This window comes from Streptomyces mutabilis (assembly GCF_014649815.1).
Classification (GTDB): Bacteria; Actinomycetota; Actinomycetes; order Streptomycetales; family Streptomycetaceae; genus Streptomyces; species Streptomyces mutabilis.
This window is the reverse complement of record NZ_BMTT01000003.1, coordinates 276,302-290,023: the sequence shown is the minus strand read 5'-3', so window position 1 is coordinate 290,023 and position 13,722 is coordinate 276,302. Positions and strand designations below refer to the sequence as shown.

General features: G+C 73.3%; 13 protein-coding genes and 1 pseudogene. 6 read left to right on the top strand and 8 right to left on the bottom strand.

Going from position 1 to position 13,722, the window contains the following annotated elements:
- Positions 1–6: 6 nt before the first annotated feature.
- Positions 7–198 (bottom strand): putative ATP-grasp-modified RiPP, encoded by a 192-nt coding sequence (gene tgmA, locus IE142_RS09550; protein ID WP_073728776.1) that lies wholly within the window; start codon positions 196–198, stop codon positions 7–9.
- A 120-nt stretch (positions 199–318) separates the two neighbouring features.
- Positions 319–642, bottom strand: coding sequence for a YkvA family protein (locus IE142_RS09545; protein ID WP_229830324.1), 324 nt, complete (start codon positions 640–642; stop codon positions 319–321).
- Between the two features lie 206 nt (positions 643–848).
- Between IE142_RS09545 and IE142_RS09540 the strand changes: the two genes are divergently transcribed.
- Complete coding sequence (locus IE142_RS09540; RefSeq protein ID WP_191885279.1) at positions 849–2,288, top strand: hypothetical protein; 1,440 nt, start codon at positions 849–851, stop codon at positions 2,286–2,288.
- 94 nt (positions 2,289–2,382) lie between these two features.
- On the opposite strand, the gene IE142_RS09535 is transcribed toward IE142_RS09540, so the two are convergent.
- The 4 genes from IE142_RS09535 to IE142_RS09520 form a co-directional block, all read right to left on the bottom strand.
- Positions 2,383–4,512: a xanthine dehydrogenase family protein molybdopterin-binding subunit gene (locus IE142_RS09535; RefSeq protein WP_191885278.1), complete on the bottom strand. Its 2,130-nt coding sequence runs from the start codon at positions 4,510–4,512 to the stop codon at positions 2,383–2,385.
- A 25-nt stretch (positions 4,513–4,537) separates the two neighbouring features.
- Positions 4,538–5,530 (bottom strand): FAD binding domain-containing protein, encoded by a 993-nt coding sequence (locus tag IE142_RS09530; RefSeq protein WP_191885277.1) that lies wholly within the window; start codon positions 5,528–5,530, stop codon positions 4,538–4,540.
- Positions 5,527–6,081, bottom strand: coding sequence for a (2Fe-2S)-binding protein (locus IE142_RS09525; protein WP_191885510.1), 555 nt, complete (start codon positions 6,079–6,081; stop codon positions 5,527–5,529). Before IE142_RS09525 ends, IE142_RS09530 begins: the two co-directional genes overlap by 4 nt.
- Positions 6,082–6,309: 228 nt before the next feature.
- A complete protein-coding gene (locus tag IE142_RS09520; protein WP_191885276.1) occupies positions 6,310–7,458 on the bottom strand; it encodes a hypothetical protein in 1,149 nt (382 codons plus the stop codon).
- A gap of 194 nt (positions 7,459–7,652) precedes the next feature.
- Here IE142_RS09520 and IE142_RS09515 point away from each other — a divergent pair.
- Positions 7,653–8,444 (top strand): annotated as a pseudogene (locus IE142_RS09515) (SDR family NAD(P)-dependent oxidoreductase); the annotation flags it as partial.
- 48 nt (positions 8,445–8,492) lie between these two features.
- On the opposite strand, the gene IE142_RS09510 reads toward IE142_RS09515, so the two are convergent.
- On the bottom strand, positions 8,493–9,563 hold the full coding sequence (locus tag IE142_RS09510; RefSeq protein ID WP_191885275.1) for a YihY/virulence factor BrkB family protein: 1,071 nt from the start codon (positions 9,561–9,563) through the stop codon (positions 8,493–8,495).
- Positions 9,564–9,905: 342 nt separating this feature from the next.
- On the opposite strand from IE142_RS09510, the gene IE142_RS09505 reads away from it, so the two are divergent.
- Genes IE142_RS09505 through IE142_RS09490 form a run of 4 tightly spaced genes read left to right on the top strand, consistent with a single transcriptional unit; the run spans position 9,906 to position 12,073 of the window.
- The gene (locus IE142_RS09505; protein ID WP_191885274.1) at positions 9,906–10,301 is read left to right on the top strand and encodes a hypothetical protein; all 396 of its coding nucleotides are present in this window, start codon (positions 9,906–9,908) and stop codon (positions 10,299–10,301) included.
- Entirely contained in the window at positions 10,298–11,083 is a 786-nt protein-coding gene (locus IE142_RS09500) for a hypothetical protein (protein WP_191885273.1), read from the top strand. Before IE142_RS09505 ends, IE142_RS09500 begins: the two co-directional genes overlap by 4 nt.
- A 38-nt stretch (positions 11,084–11,121) precedes the next feature.
- A complete protein-coding gene (locus tag IE142_RS09495; RefSeq protein ID WP_191885272.1) occupies positions 11,122–11,643 on the top strand; it encodes a roadblock/LC7 domain-containing protein in 522 nt (173 codons plus the stop codon).
- A gap of 55 nt (positions 11,644–11,698) precedes the next feature.
- Positions 11,699–12,073 carry a roadblock/LC7 domain-containing protein gene (locus tag IE142_RS09490; RefSeq protein ID WP_107478431.1) on the top strand — a complete coding sequence of 125 codons (375 nt, stop codon included), beginning with the start codon at positions 11,699–11,701 and terminating at the stop codon, positions 12,071–12,073.
- A gap of 86 nt (positions 12,074–12,159) precedes the next feature.
- Here the strand turns inward: IE142_RS09490 and IE142_RS09485 are convergent, their stop codons facing one another.
- The gene (locus IE142_RS09485) at positions 12,160–13,524 is read right to left on the bottom strand and encodes an FAD-dependent oxidoreductase (protein ID WP_191885271.1); all 1,365 of its coding nucleotides are present in this window, start codon (positions 13,522–13,524) and stop codon (positions 12,160–12,162) included.
- Positions 13,525–13,722 lie beyond the last annotated feature (198 nt).

The following is a 13,722-nucleotide window of genomic DNA, read 5'->3' as shown; positions in this document are numbered from 1 at the left end:
CCGTGTTCAGTCGTCGAAGTGAGTCTTCGAGCCCGCGGTGGACGTCGTGGTGCCCAGCTCTCTCAGCAGCGCGTGGTCACCGGCGGCCACCCGCCCGTCCAGGAGCACGTTCAACTGCAGCCCGGAGTCGTAGACGTAGGGAGTGGTGGCCTCCAACTCCACTGCGGGCCGTGCGTAGTTGAGCGCGAACGGTTGCATCGTCTCTCCCTAGTCGGTGCTGCGCCGATCAGACGACGGCTCGTTTCGCGCCGTCGCCCGGTCCGCCGACTTCCTTCGGCTTCCAGAGACTTATACGAATCGAACGGGTGAATGGTTTCCTTACGCAGCGTAGTCACGGTGCGGACCGGCGTCCCGCCGCCGGACCCGGGCGTCCCGCCGCCCGCCGAGAGGGCCGCGCGCGGAGCGCAGCGCGAGGAGCAGCACACCGACGTCGTCCAGGTAGACCGGGTCGGGGACGAGGTCCGCCGGCAGTACCAAGTAGAGGACGGCGCCCCAGAAGACCCACCGCGCACCGGTGGGCAGCCCGGCCCGCCTGAGATCCCGTCGGGTGCGGACCAGCCGTACCAGAACGGCCACCGCGGTCGCCAGGACGGCCACCGCGAGCGTCACCGCCCCGATGATCACCACTGTGGTCGTGTCCACCCCGCCCCTCCTCATGGTGTGCGGCGCGCGCCTTGCCTTCCGGATGCCCGTCCGGGGCTGCGGCAAGTCCCCGGGAACCGGTCTCTCATCCCTGTGGCCCACTCCGGTGGCACGCCTCGGTGGACGTGCTTAGTAATGGTCAGCACACAGCGCGTGTCGCATGTCGGGGACGCAGGGCGGCCGCACCCCCACCACACGGAGAGATCATGACCACCGGCTCTTCATCACCCCGTTCGCCCGAGTACGCCATATCCGCCGTGGACCTGCCCACCGGGGAGACGACCGCGGCCACCGGTACGCACCCGGTGCGTCCGCCGGGCACGCGACCCGACGGGGCACCGGCCGCGCGCGCCTCGGCCGCCCGCTCGCCCGCCCCCGAGGAACCGGCCCACCGGGAGCCCGACTTCGTTCCTCACGAACCCGTCCCGCAACCCTCTCCCCGAAATCCCGTGCGCGAGGAAGCCGTCGACCCCTTCGAGGAGATCTCCACCGAGGAGACCTCCACCGAGGGGACCTTCACCGAGGACACGTTCACAGAAGACTTCTCCTCCGAGGGGGCGGTGCGCGAGTACGGCGACCCCGTCGGCGACCTGGTGCGCGCCGCCGTGGCCGACCGGCCGCTGGAAGAGGTCGTCGACCTCATCACGATGCTGGAGGGGTCCCCCCACTACGCGCAGGCCACGATCGACGCGCTCCGCGCGGTCGGCGTGAACCGGTCGGTGGAGGACGTCACCCGGCTGGTCGGCCTGCTGACGCGGCCCCCGCGCAACTCGGACAGCGCGGACGAGGCGATCCGGGCAGCGGCGGAGTGCCGCTCGGTGGAGGACGTGACCCACCTGATGGAACTGCTGCACCGCACCCCCCTGGAACCGCACTGCGGCCAGGAGGCCGTACGGGCCGCCGCTACCGGCCGGCCCGTCGAGGAACTGGTGCAGCTGATCGGCCGCCTGGCGGAGGACGGACGGGTACGCCCGGACCGTCCCGACGCGCGGCACCTGCGGGCGGCACTGGACGGCAACGGCGAGGAGGAGGAGCCGGAGCCGGCTGCCCGCCCGGCCGGACTGGCCGGTGTGTTCGCGGCGGGGGACCGCCGGGGCCGGGAAAGCCGCCGTACCGCCCGCCCGGCCCGCCGGGGACGCGGCCGTGCGGAGGCACACGCCTCACGCGACCGCGACCACGAGGGGGAACGCGCGCAGCGGGACCGTACCGCTCGCAGGTCCGCCCGGGGCCCCGTCTGGCCCGTGTGGATCACCGTCGCCGTTCTCGCCGGGTGCGGCGTGGCCTACTTCCCGCTGCACCAGAACGACGCCTCGGCACGCGCCTACGGAGTCGCCCTCGGCCTGTCCGCGCTCTGCCTGCTGCTGGCGCTGCTGGTGACCGTGCGGCCCGCCGTACCGCTGCTCGCCGCGGCGGTCGTCGCACCGGCGGCGCTGGCCGCGGCCAAGCTCTACGGCAGCGTCACTCCTTCGTCGCGACTGACCCGGGCCGTGGACCTCACACTGGCCCCCACCTGGATCGCCGTCGCGATCGCGGTGCTGGCGTCACTGGCCGCGCTGACCGCTCTGTGCGTACGGGTGGCCTCGCAGATGCCCGCCAGGCGCTGGTCGGCCGGCCCGATGCCCCGGGCGAGCCGCGCCACGGACTGACCGGGCGGGCGCATCCACCGCGCGACGATCGCGGGTACACGAACACGGCCCGTGGTCCGCGCCGGCACCCCGGCGCGGACCACGGGCCGTGCGCTCACGCGCCCAGCATGCCGGCGGGGTGCTCGTGCTCCAGCAGGGCGGTGAGCACCCGGTGCGGAGTGAGCGGAAGTTCCCGGAAGCGGATGCCGGTGGCGTGGTGGACGGCGTTGCCGACGGCCGCCGCCGAGCCGACGATGCCGATCTCACCGATTCCCTTGCTGCCCATCGGGTTGAGGTGGGCGTCCTCCTCGTCGACCCAGTGGGCCTCCACGTCCGCGACGTCGGCGTGCGCGGGTACGTGGTAGGAGGCCAGGTCGCACTCGGTGAAGTCGCCGAACGCCGGGTCCACCGTGCTGTCCTCGGTCAGCGCCATGCCCAGCCCCATCGTCATGCCGCCGACGAACTGGGAGCGCGCGGTACGGGCGTTGAGGATGCGCCCCGCCGCGAACACGCCCAGCAGCCGCGTCACCCGCACCTCACCGGTGACCGTGTCCACGGTGACCTCGGCGAAGTGCGCGCCGAACGCGTGCCGCGCGAAAGGACTGTCGGCGTCCGCGGTCCCGGAGGTGTCCGCGTCGGCGACGATGCCCTCGCCGGGCAGCGGCCCCGAGTGCCCGGCCAGCCGGCCGCCGAGCCGGACGCACGCCTCGTGCACGGACCATCCCCAGGAAGCGGTACCGGAGGAGCCGCCCGCCATCGGCGCGAACCCGATCCCGCTGTCGGCGACTTCGATGCGGACCCGGTCCAGGGGGACACCGAGGGCGTCGGCCGCGATCTGCGCGCAGACCGTCCGGGCGCCCGTACCGATGTCGGTGGCGTTGACCCGTACCAGGAAGTCCCCGTCGGGCAGGGCCCGCGCCGAGGCGGCGCACGGCGACACCAGGACCGGATACGTGGCGGCGGCCACCCCGCTGCCGACGAGCAGGGGACCCGCGCGGCGGGACCCCGGGCGCGGATCGCGGTCCGCCCAGCCGAAACGGCGGACGCCCTCGCGCAGGCACTGCACCAGGTTCCGGCTGCTGAAGGGCTTGCCGCTGTCCGGCTCCGTCTCCGGCTCGTTGCGGATCCGCAGCTCCACCGGGTCGATGCCGAGGTCGGTGGCCAGTTCGTCCATCGCGGACTCGAGCGCGTACATGCCGGGGCACTCGCCGGGGGCGCGCATCCAGGACGGTGTGGGCACGTCCAGCGGTGCGACGCGGTGCGAGGTGCGCAGGGCGTCAGCGGCGTACATGACGCGGGCGGGGACGGCCGCCTGCTCCACGAACTCCTTGACCCGGGAGGTGTGCGTCGTCACCTCGTGGTCGAGGGAGGTGATCCGTCCGCCCGCGTCGGCGCCGAGCCGCAGCCGGTGCAGGGTCGGCGCGCGGTGGCCGACGACCGCGGGCAGGTAGCGGCGCGGCAGCGCCACGGTGACCGGCCTGCCGGTCGTCCGCGCCGCCAGCGCGGCCAGCACCACGTCGGCGCGGGGCGTGCCCTTGGACCCGAAACCGCCGCCCACGTGCTCGGCGAGGACTGTGATCCGGTCCTCGGGCAGCTCGAACATGCTGGCCAGCTCCGTGCGCACGGCGGTGGTGCCCTGGCTGGACGAGTGCACCGTCAGCCGGTCGCCGTCCCACCGCGCCGTGCTGGTGTGCGGCTCCATGGGGTGGTTGTGCAGGGGCGGCACCCGGTACTCGACGTCCAGCCGGGTCGCCGAGGACGCGAAGGCGGCGTCCGGGTCGCCGTGTTCGGTGACGGCCGGGAAACCGCCGTTGGCCATATCCGGGACGTACGCCTCCGGATGGTCGGCGGTGAGCGTCACGTCGTGGTCCTCCGCCTCGTACGTGACCCGCACGGCCGCGGCGCCGGCCCGCGCCGCCTCCAGCGTCTCGCCGACCACCAGGCCCACGAACCAGCCCCGGTGCGGCACGTGCGGGCTCTGCAGCACGGCCAGCGTGGGGTCCTGCGGATCGGCGAGCCGGGGCGCGTTCTCGTGCGTGAGCACCGCGAGTACGCCGGGCAGGGTGAGCGCGGGCGACGGGTCGACGCCGGTCACCCGGCCCCGCGCGACGGCCGCCGGCACGGGCCAGGCCTGCGCACGGCCGACGGCGTCGTACTCGGCGGCGTACCGGGCGGTGCCGGTGACCTTCTCCCGCCCCTCCCGGCGCTCGACCGGAGCGCCCAGGACGGTTTCGGTGCCGGTCATGGAGTCCTCCTCGTGGACGCCGGGTTCAGGTCGTGGCCGGCGGGGCGAGCCGGCCCAGTACGTCCAGGGCCAGCCTGCGGGCCAGCGGCACCTTGTAGGCGTTGTCCCGCAGCGGTTCGGCGGCGGCGAGCTCCAGGTCGACGGCGTGCTCGAACGCCGCCGTGGTGGGCGCCGCGCCCACCAGCGCGTCCTCGGCCCGCCGCGCCCGCCAGGGCCGGTGCGCCAGCGCCCCGAAGGCTATCCCGGCGCGGTCCACCACCCCGTCCTTCAAGTGCAGGACGGCGGCGACGGAGGCCAGGGCGAAGGCGTACGACGCCCGGTCGCGGGCCTTGCGGTACGCCGAGGGCAGCCCGGCGGTGGCGGCCGGCAGGACCACTCCGGTGATCAGCTCACCGGGGTGGATCTCCGTGTCCCGCTCCGGGTGCATGCCGGGCAGGCGGTGGAAGTCGGCGACGGGCACGCTCCGGGCGCCCTCGGGGCCGTGCAGTTCCACGCGCGCGTCGAGGGCGGCGAGCGCCACCGCCATGTCCGAGGGATGGGTGGCGACGCACTGCTCGGAGTGGCCGAGCACCGCGTGGTCGCGGTGCACGCCCTCCAGGGCGCCGCAACCCGTACCGGGCTCCCGCTTGTTGCAGGGCTTGGAGAGGTCCTGGAAGTACGGGCAGCGGGTGCGCTGCAGCAGGTTGCCGCCCGTGGTGGCGGCGTTGCGCAACTGGCCCGAGGCACCCGCCAGCAGGGCCTGGGAGAGCGCGGGGTAACGGTCGCGGACGGCGGGGTGGGCCGCCAGGTCGCTGTTGCGGACCGTCGCGCCCACCCGCAGCGCCCCGTCGGGCAGCTCCTCCACCACGTCCAGCGGCAGACGGGTGACATCGACGAGCGCGGTGGGCGTCTCCACGCCGAGCTTCATCAGGTCGACGAGGTTGGTGCCGCCGCCGAGGTAGCGGGCGCCGGGGTGGGCGGCGAACGCGTCGGTGGCCTCCTCGACGCTGTCGGCCCGTACGTAGGCGAAGGGCTTCACGAAATCACGTCCTCGACCGCGTCGGCGATGCGCGGATACGCCCCGCACCGGCAGATGTTGCCGCTGAGCCGCTCCCGGATCTCCTCACGGTCCAGCGGGACGGGTTCGCCGGAGGGGGTCCGCGGGTCGGTGACATGGGACGGGTGCCCGGCCGCCGCCTCGGCGAGCGCACCGATCGCGGAGCAGATCTGGCCCGGGGTGCAGTACCCGCACTGGAAGGCGTCGCGCTCCAGGAACGCCCGCTGCACCGGGTGCAGTTCCTCACCGTCCCCGGCGAGACCCTCGACTGTGGTGATCTCGCAGCCGTCCAGGGCGACGGCGAACAGCAGGCAGCTGTTGGCGCGCCGCCCGTCCACCAGGACCGTGCAGGCGCCGCACTGCCCGTGGTCGCAGCCCTTCTTGGCGCCCGCCAGCCCGAGATCCTCCCGCAGGAGGTCCAGCAGTACGCGGCGGTGGTCGACGGTGAGGGTGTGCGGCTTGCCGTTGACACGGAGCGTGGTGTCGGACCGGGGCGGGGAGGCGGGGGCGGTGCCCTCGTGCTGGCTGTCCATGGCGTCGATGACCTTCCGGGACGGGCCGTGCGGCTGTGCGGACCGCGTATCCACCTCGCGCCGCCTGACACGTGAGGATGCCCTCAGTACACGGCGGCCAGCGCACCGGCCCGGCGGGGATGTCCGCGCGACCACAGTCGTGAGAAGAGAGGGGGGAACGGTGGCGTGAGGCCGGGCGGAGACGGCCTCCATGGCCGGACGTGTCCCGGGGGCTGACACTCCGGGGCGTCAGTCCCCGGGGGCGCCCGAGGCGCCCCTTTCGGTGTCCCGGCCGGGTGCGGGACGGGGTGTCCGGCCGACGCCCCGCAGCCGCACCAGTGTGCGGGTCAGCCCCCGGAACGGGGACGCCGACGACTCGGACGGCGCCGGCCCGGCCGGGGCCGCGCCGGCGGACTCCCGGTACGCGGCCAGGGCCTCGGCCGCGCTCTCGGCCGCCTCCCGGTAGAGGTCCCGGGACTGCGTCATGGCCTCCAGCGCCTCGGCGTACATGGCCACCAGCTTGCGTTCGCGCTCCAGTTCCTCGGCCAGGGTCAGCAGCCGCCAGTCCTCCCGCAGCGCGGTGAGGGCCTCCTCCGCGTCCGCCGTCAGCGGTCGTGCCAGCGCGGCGAACGACGTCACCGCGGCGATGAGGCCGGCCGGCTCGGAGCCGTCCAGGAAGACGGTGCGCACGGAGAAGTCCCGGGCCTCGTAGCCGTCCGGGGCCGGCGTGCCGGGCAGCACCACGGCACCGCCGCGCGGTACCTGGACGCCGAAGTCCTCCAGCGCCCAGTTCGCCACCCGCAGCTGCTGCGGCGCGGCGCGGTGCTCGACCACGCGGTGCCGCAGCCCGGGCGGCAGCCGGTCCGCCAGCGGCACCCGGCCCCGGTGGTCCGGGGTCATCGCCTCGTGCACGACGACGTGGATGTTCCACGGACTGCGCCCGGCCTCCTTCAGCAGTCGGCGTACTGCCTTGTCGTCGTCCGGCAGGGTGTTGATGCCCCGCAGGCGCAGCCCCGTGGCGATGTCCCGGTCCCAGGTGACGTCCGGGTCGTCGGGCCAGAACACGGTGGCGGGGGAGGGCCAGGCGGTGTCCCAGGCCTCCTCGGCCTCAGCCAGCAGCGTCCACTCCTGCCCGCCGGCCGACGCAGGCGCCAGCGTCAGCCTGGCGCGCACGGTGACGGGACCCGGGGCCTTCCAGCGGGCCTCGAAGACCCGGACACCGGCGGTCCCCTCCGGCTGCTCGTCGGGCAGCTCCAGGAAGTCGTCGACGACGTGGCCGTCCTTCAGCCGCTGGAGGTGGTCCCGGACGGTGCCCTGCGCCGCGGAGCCGACGTGGCGCCCGCGGGCGGACCACAGCGTGGGGGGAGTCGAGGAGCGGGCGGCGGAAGAGGTCGGCATGAGTCCATCGGGAAGCAGGAGTACGGACATGGACAAGTATCGGCGCCGCAGGTCGGCGGAGAGCACTCGGGGTCCGCCGACCGGGCGGGGCGCGGGGCGGTGCGCGGTGCCGTCGGCGGGGCCCCGGGTGAGCCGTGGGCGAGGGTGGGCAGGAGCACGACGACCGACCGTACGGCACGACGAGGAACTGCCCGTTGAACCTGGACCTCGGCGGGCGGACCGCACTGGTGACGGGCTCCCCGCAGGGCATCGGAGCGGCGATCGCCGCCGGTCTGGCCAGGGCCGGCGCCACGGTGGGCGTCAACGGACGCGACGCCGGCCGCCTGCGCGAGAGCGTCGGGAAACTGCGGGCCGAGGTGCCGCACGGCACGTTCGTGCCGGTGGCGGCCGATCTCGGCACCGAGGAGGGCGCGGAGCGGGCCCTGGACGTGCTGCCCGACGTCGACGTCCTCGTGAACAACCTCGGCATCTTCGGGGCCGCACCCGCGCTGGAGATCAGTGACGACGAGTGGTGCCGCTACTTCGAGATCAACGTCCTCGCGGGCGTCAGGCTGACGCGCGCCCATCTCCCCCGGATGAGGGAACGGGGCTGGGGCCGGGTGCTGTACGTCGGGAGTGACTCGGCCGTGGTGATCCCGGCCGAGATGATCCACTACGGGGTCCCCAAGACGGCGCTGCTCGCGGTGAGCCGCGGCTTCGCCAAGGAGGCGGCCGGCAGCGGCGTCACGGTGAACTCCGTCATCGCCGGACCGACTCACACCGAGGGCGTCGAGGACTTCGTGTACCAACTGGTCGACCGCGACCTCCCCTGGGACGAGGCACAGCGCGCCTTCATGCGCCAGCACCGCCCGCAGTCGCTGCTCCAGCGGCTGATCGAGCCGGAGGAGATCGCCAACCTGGTGGTGTACCTGAGCTCGCCCCAGGCGTCCGCCACCACGGGAGCGGCAGTGCGCGTAGACAGCGGATACGTCGACTCGATCCTGCCGTGGGGACGAGCACGAGGGACGTCCCCGCGCTCGTCGCCTTCCGGTCCGTCAGTCGTCCGGAGACGCGCGCCGCCGGTCGGCCTCGTCCCAGGCACGCGTGTCGCGCGGCTCGACGTACGGCTCAGCGTCCGGCGGATGGCCGCCGTCGATCACCCGCTGCCGGGCCAGCTCGGCGTCGAACTCCAGGCCGAAGAGGATGGCCAGGTTCGTCACCCACAGCCACACCAGGAAGATGATGACGCCGGCCAGCGTGCCGTACGTCTTGTTGTACGAGCCGAAGTTCGCCACGTAGAAGGCGAAGCCCACGGAGGCGAGCAGCCAGACCAGCAGGGCGAGCACGCTGCCCGGCGAGATCCACTTGAAGCCCCTGACCCGGGCGTTCGGGGTGGCCCAGTACAGGATCGCGATCATCAGGGTGACGAGCACGACCAGCACCGGCCACTTGGCGATCGACCACACGGTCATCGCGGTGTCGCCGACACCGAGCGCGGTGCCCGCCTGCTGGGCCAGACTGCCGGTGAAGACGACGATGAGCGCGCTGATCACGGCGAGCAGCAGCAGCACCACGGTCAGCGCCACCCGCAGCGGCAACACCTTCCACACCGGGCGCCCCTCGGGCACGTCGTAGACCGCGTTCGCCGCGCGGATGAACGCGGCCACGTAGCCGGACGCCGACCAGACGGCACCCACCAGGCCGACCACCGCCAGCACGGAGCCCAGGCCGGCCTTGGCCTGCAACTGCTCCACCGCGTTGGTGATGACGTCCCGCGCGGCGCCGGGCGCGAACTTCTGGATGTTGTCCAGGACCTCCTGGGTGGCTGACTGCCCGGCGATCCCGAGCAGGGAGACCAGCACCAGCAGGGCCGGGAAGAGCGAAAGGATCCCGTAGTAGGTCAGGGCGGCGGCGCGGTCGGACAGCTCGTCGTCCTTGAACTCGGACAGCACGCGCCGCAGCAGCGCGGACCACGAGCGTTTCGGCAACTCGGTGGGGGAATCGGGCGCGGCACGCTCGGTGGCGGCGTCCGGACCGTAGTCGTCGGACCCCGTCCGGTCCGGCGCGCGGTCCGCCGTGTCGTCCTCGGAGTTTTTCCCGCGGTGGGGAAGGTGCGGTCGGTCCATGGCCCCCGGGTAGCCCGTCGCGACGCACCCAAGCCACCCGTGCGAGGGATACGCGCCCGGCGCGCGGACGCCACCCGAAGCGGCCCCGGTTCCACCCGTGGTCCGGCGGAGCGCGCCGTCCCCGCAATGGTCGGCGCGGGCAGGCCCGCCCACCATCCGCACCGGGGCGGGCCTGCCCGCGCCACTCCCGTCAGCCAGGCCGCCGTATGGCCGAAATACCGCAGTATGCCGCACCGCGCGCACGTTCCTCTGGAAAATGCCAAAGCGCTCACCGGATGCGTGCACTTTCCGTAGTCTCGGCGTCTCGTTCGCGGTACAGCCGTGCAGGGGAGGGGATCCGGCTTGCCCGGAATCGACGAGAGTCTGGTGGACGCCATGCGGTTGCCCGGTGCCCGGGGCGCGTCGCTGGTCGACTGGATCAGCGGGCTCGCACTGGGTGCCGTCGGCGACGCACCGGCCGGTGACTGGGAGGCGACCGCGGCGGAGACCGCCGAACTCGCCCGGCACGTCGCGGAGAACGGTTCGCTCGGCGCCGGCGGCACCGCACCGTCGGACAGGGAACCGGCGGTCGAGGACCTGATCGCCACCACCGCCGACGCCTACCACCTGTTCCGGTTCGTCAGCACCCCCTTCGACAGCACCGTCTTCCTCCACCTGTGGCTGGACCGGAACGACGGAAACCTCGCCCTGGCCCGCATCCGGCTGGCAGAGATGGCGGATCGCCTGGTGCTCGGGTGACCAGGGTGACGACCACGTGGACCACGCAGGGGACGACATCGGCGGCGCTCGGCACGCTCGCGGCCGAGGGGGCGAGCGGGGCCCTGTCGGGGGAGCGGGGCATCGTCTACCTTTCGGCGGGCCGTGTCGTGCACGTGGAGTCCGCCTTCACCCCGGACCTCGGGGCACTGCTCACCCCCAGCGGCGCCGTCCCGCCGGACGGCTGGTGGGACGCGGTCGACCGGGGCGGGACGCAGCACCGGGTCGGACACCGGCTGGTGGACAGCGGCCGGCTCGCCGCCGGTGCGCTGGAGGTCTGCCACCTGGGCGCGCTGTTCGACGCCGCGTACTTCCTCCTCGCCCACGACACGCGCGCACACCGCTTCCGGCCCGGCGCATCGCACTGGCTGGGCGCGGTCCGGTCCGTGCCGGTGGACGCCGTGGTCCGCGAGACCGGACGCCGCCGCGCCCTGCTGGACCGCATCTGGCCGGACCCCGCCATCGACACCGCCCCCCTCACTCGGGTGCCCGACGCCCGGGCCGCCGGTCTGCCGGTGCGGCGTGGCCGGACCCTGACGCAGGTAGACGGCGTCCGCACCGCCGCCGAGATCGCCTCGGCGCTCGCCTGTCGCACGTACCGCACCCTCGTCGAACTGCGCCGCCTGGCCGCCGCCGGCCTCGTCGCCCCCGCGCCGCCCGCACCAGCACCGTCCGTCCCGACGGCCGACCCGGCCGGGGGCGTGTGGGACGACCCGGACACCGCCCTGCTGCGACGGCTCCGAGACGCCCTGGAGGCCCTGTGATCCGCGCGCGCCGTCAGCGTGCCGAAAGGAGACTGCTCATGGCCGTCGAGAGCGACGTCCTGGACGAACTGCACCGCATACGCAACCGCGTGCCCCAACTGACCGGATCGCTCGCGGCCACCGTCGACGGACTCGTCCTGGCCCATGACGCGCCGGGCACCGAACCCGAGGGTCTCGCCGCGCTCACCGCCGCCGCCCTCGGCGTCGCGCACCGCACGGCCGAGGCCACCGCGCGCGGCGGCTTCCGCGAACTGCTGCTGCGCGGGGCGGACGGCTACGTCGCCACCTACGCCGCCGGTCCGGCCGCCGTGCTCACCCTGCTCGCCGACGGCCGGGTCAACGTGGGCCGGCTGCACCTGGAGGGCCGGCGCAGCGGCGCGCGGATCGGGGAACTGGTCGCCGACCGCATCGGCCAGGGCCGCGGCCGCGCCCCGGCCGCCGAGCACGTCACGTCACCCGCCGCCGGCGCCCGTCCCATCGACACCCTGCCGGTGCGCACCCCGCAGCGGCCCGCACACCGACCCAGCCCGCAGGCCGGCGCCCACCGCCGGCCGACCTGATCAAACCGATCGCGTACTGATCACGTACCGATCACGTCCGGAAAGGAACCCACGCATGGCCAACCTGGAGACCTCGCTCAAGGAATGCCTCAGCTCCATCGACGGAGCGTCGGCCGCCGCGCTGGTCGACTACACCAGCGGCATGGCCCTCGGCACGCTGGGCGGCGGCAAGGAGTTCAACCTCGAGGTGGCCGCCGCCGGCAACACCGACGTCGTGCGGGCCAAGCTGCGCACGATGGAGCTCCTCGGCCTGAAGGAGGAGATCGAGGACATCCTGATCACTCTGAACAGCCAGTACCACATGATCCGCCTGCTCAAGGGCCGGGGCGGCAACGGGCTGTTCCTCTACCTCGTGCTCGACGCGAGCCGCGCCAACCTGGCGATGGCCCGTCACCAGCTGCGCCGGATCGAGAGCGAACTGGAGGTCTGAGCCCGAACGCACGGACTGACGGGCGCGGGCCCGGGACGGGAGAGACTCTCCCGTCCCGGGCCCGCGCCCGCGCGCTCCGGACCGGCTCAGGCGCCGCTCTCCCGGAGCATGTCCTCGCGCTCGACGAGCTTCACCCGCTCGCGCCCCTGCGGCTCGCCCAGAGCCTTCTCCGCGGCGTCCAGCTTGTACCAGCCCTCCCAGGTGGTGAAGCGGACGTTCCGCTCCGCCAGGAAGGCGTCCACGGCCTCGGGTTCCGGCGACGCGGGCGTCTGCAGCCGGCCGCCCGCGTAGTCCTCCAGCAGGTTGGCGACCGTCTCGTTGGCGTCACCCTTGGTGTGGCCGATCAGGCCGACCGGACCGCGCCGGATCCAGCCGGTGACGTACGTCGACTGCAGGTGCTCGCCGGACTCCTGGATGACGCGTCCGCCCTCGTCCGGGACCGTGCCCGAGTCGATGTCCCAGGGCAGCTTGGGCAGCTGGTCGGAGAGGTAACCGACGGCCCGGTAGACCGCCTGGACGTCCCAGTCCTTGAACTCACCGGTGCCCTTGACGTTGCCGGTGCCGTCCAGCGCGGTACGCTCGGTGCGCAGGCCGACGACCTTGCCGTCCTCGCCGAGGATCTCGGTGGGCGACTCGAAGAAGTGCAGGAACAGCTTGTGCGGGCGGTCGCCGACGTCGCGGATCGCCCAGTTCTCCAGTGTCTTGGCGACCATGTCGGCCTGCTTGTTGCCGCGCCGGGTGGCGATCGAGCCGTCGTCGTAGTCGATGTCCTCGGGGTCGACGATGACCTCGATGTTGGGGGAGTGGTCCAGCTCCCGCAGTTCCATCGGACTGAACTTCGCCTGGGCCGGGCCGCGGCGGCCGAAGACGTGGACCTCCAGCGCCTTGTTGGCCTTGAGGCCCTCGTAGACGTTCGGCGGGATCTCGGTGGGCAGCAGCTCGTCTGCCGTCTTGGCGAGGACGCGCGCTATGTCGAGGGCGACGTTGCCGACACCGAGGACGGCGACCTTCTCCGCGTCCAGCGGCCAGGTGCGCGGGAAGTCGGGGTGGCCGTCGTACCAAGCGACGAACTCGGCGGCGCCGTAGGAGCCGTCCAGGTCGATGCCGGGGATCGGCAGCGCCCGGTCGGCCGTGGCGCCCGTGGCGAAGATCACGCCGTCGTAGAAGGCGCGCAGGTCGTCCAGGCTGATGTCGGTGGGGTAGCCGACGTTGCCGAAGAGACGGATCTGCGGCTTGTCGAGCACCTGGTGCAGGGCCGTGATGATGCCCTTGATCCGCGGGTGGTCGGGGGCGACGCCGTACCGGATCAGTCCGAACGGGGCGGGCATGCGCTCGAAGATGTCGATGGACACACCGGGGTCGGCGGCCACCTCGGACTTGAGCAGGGCGTCGGCGGCGTAGATCCCGGCCGGGCCGGATCCGACGATGGCTACCCGCAGAGGGCGGGGCATGTTCAGGTTCCCTTCGAGCGGTGACAGATCGACTCTTGGGGAAGCCTAAGCTGAGGCAAGCCTAAGTCGGTACGCGGGTCCGGTCTATGAGCCCATAAGTCGATCTTATGGGATGTCATGGCCTGACTTTGCCCCGGTTGCCGGGAGGGGTTTACGGGGTTTGAATCCCCGGTCACTGGGTGACGCAGGCGCGCGACA

What these genes read in the sequence shown, in the direction of transcription:
- tgmA (WP_073728776.1), bottom strand. Translation starts at nt 198, where the DNA reads ATGCAACCGTTCGCGCTCAACTACGCACGGCCCGCAGTGGAGTTGGAG.
- IE142_RS09540 (WP_191885279.1), top strand. Translation starts at nt 849, where the DNA reads ATGACCACCGGCTCTTCATCACCCCGTTCGCCCGAGTACGCCATATCC.
- IE142_RS09535 (WP_191885278.1), bottom strand. Translation starts at nt 4,512, where the DNA reads ATGACCGGCACCGAAACCGTCCTGGGCGCTCCGGTCGAGCGCCGGGAG.
- IE142_RS09525 (WP_191885510.1), bottom strand. Translation starts at nt 6,081, where the DNA reads ATGGACAGCCAGCACGAGGGCACCGCCCCCGCCTCCCCGCCCCGGTCC.
- IE142_RS09520 (WP_191885276.1), bottom strand. Translation starts at nt 7,458, where the DNA reads ATGCCGACCTCTTCCGCCGCCCGCTCCTCGACTCCCCCCACGCTGTGG.
- IE142_RS09510 (WP_191885275.1), bottom strand. Translation starts at nt 9,563, where the DNA reads ATGGACCGACCGCACCTTCCCCACCGCGGGAAAAACTCCGAGGACGAC.
- IE142_RS09495 (WP_191885272.1), top strand. Translation starts at nt 11,122, where the DNA reads ATGGCCGTCGAGAGCGACGTCCTGGACGAACTGCACCGCATACGCAAC.
- IE142_RS09490 (WP_107478431.1), top strand. Translation starts at nt 11,699, where the DNA reads ATGGCCAACCTGGAGACCTCGCTCAAGGAATGCCTCAGCTCCATCGAC.
- IE142_RS09485 (WP_191885271.1), bottom strand. Translation starts at nt 13,524, where the DNA reads ATGCCCCGCCCTCTGCGGGTAGCCATCGTCGGATCCGGCCCGGCCGGG.